Genomic DNA, 1,336 nt, shown 5'->3' on the forward strand with positions numbered 1-1,336 from the left:
GAGTTCGACTGGATCGTCGGCTGTACGTACCGGGGTGTCCCGCCCGGACGCGTCCGGGTGCGCAACGTGCTCGGCGGCAACGCCTCCTTCCGGCGCGAGGCGTTCGACGCGGCGGGCGGCTTCGCCACCGGCATCGGACGCGACGGCGACAAGCGGCCGCTGGGCTGCGAGGAGACCGAGCTGTGCATCCGCGTCGGCGCGGCGCTCCCCCACGCGGTCCTGCTCGTCGACGACCGCGCCGTCATCCACCACAAGGTCCCGCACGCCCGTGAACGGTTCGGCTACTTCCGCACCCGCGCCTACGCCGAGGGCCTGTCCAAGGCGCTCGTCGCGCGGAGCGTCGGCGCCGGCAAGGGCCTGGAGACCGAGCGCCGCTACACCACACGGGTGCTGCCCGCGGGCGTGGCGCGCGGCCTGCGGGACTTCGTGCTGGCCCGGCCTGGCGGCGCGGGGCGGGCCCTCGCCATCGTCGCCGGGGTCACCGCGGCCGCGGCGGGCTACGCGCGCGGAACGCTGCGGGCGCGGCTCGGACGCGGTGCGGCGTTCTCGTACGGCCCGGTCACGAAGGAGGTGCCGTGAACGGAGGAGCCGTGAACGGAGGTGCCGTGAACGGAGGAGCCGTGAACGGAGGTGCCCTGACGCACCCGGACAGCGGAGGTGCCGTGACGCACCCGGACGACAGCCGTCGTGCCGTACCGGTCCTGATGTACCACGCGGTCGGCCACCGCCCGGCGGCCGCGGCCCACGGGCTGTCGGTGGCGCCGGAGGCGTTCGCCGCGCAGATGGCCGTACTCGCCTCGTACGGGTGCACACCGCTGACCACGGCCGCGCTGGCCGAGGCGTGGCGCACCGGCGAGCCGCTGCCGGAGCGTCCGGTGCTCATCACGTTCGACGACGGGTACGAGGGCGTGCACCGCCACGCCCTGCCCGTGCTCGCCGAACACGGCTTCCGCGCCACGCTCTTCGTGTCGACGGGCTGGCTGCGCGGCCCGTACGACGAGGGAGGCGCCCTCGACACCATGCTCGACTGGGACCAGGTACGGGAACTCGCCGCCGCGGGCACCGAGATCGGCGGGCACACCCACACGCACCCGCAGCTCGACCAGCTCGACGACGCGCGGCTGCGGTACGAGACCGTACGGTGCCGGGAGATCCTCACCGAGGAGCTCGGCACCGCCCCGGTGTCCTTCGCCTACCCGTACGGCTACTCCGACCGGCGGGTGCGGCGTGCCGTACGGGCCGCCGGGTACACCCAGGCGCTGGCCGTCGGCAACGCGCTGGCGCGCCGCGCCCAGGGGCCGTACGCCCTGGAACGGGTCACGGTGCGGCGCTCCAC

At 75.1% G+C, this 1,336-nt stretch carries 2 protein-coding genes; both read left to right on the forward strand.

Going from position 1 to position 1,336, the window contains the following annotated elements; all coding sequences use genetic code 11:
- On the forward strand, positions 1 to 579 hold a 579-nt coding region (locus tag HTZ82_RS13265), incomplete at its 5' end, for a glycosyltransferase family 2 protein (protein ID WP_375540813.1).
- A gap of 125 nt (positions 580 to 704) precedes the next feature.
- Positions 705 to 1,336 (forward strand): polysaccharide deacetylase family protein (locus HTZ82_RS13270; RefSeq protein WP_175409559.1); only part of this gene is annotated, 632 nt, incomplete at its 3' end.

It is taken from the genome of Streptomyces sp. TRM64462 (assembly GCF_013362995.1).
In the GTDB taxonomy this organism is placed as follows: Bacteria; Actinomycetota; Actinomycetes; order Streptomycetales; family Streptomycetaceae; genus Streptomyces.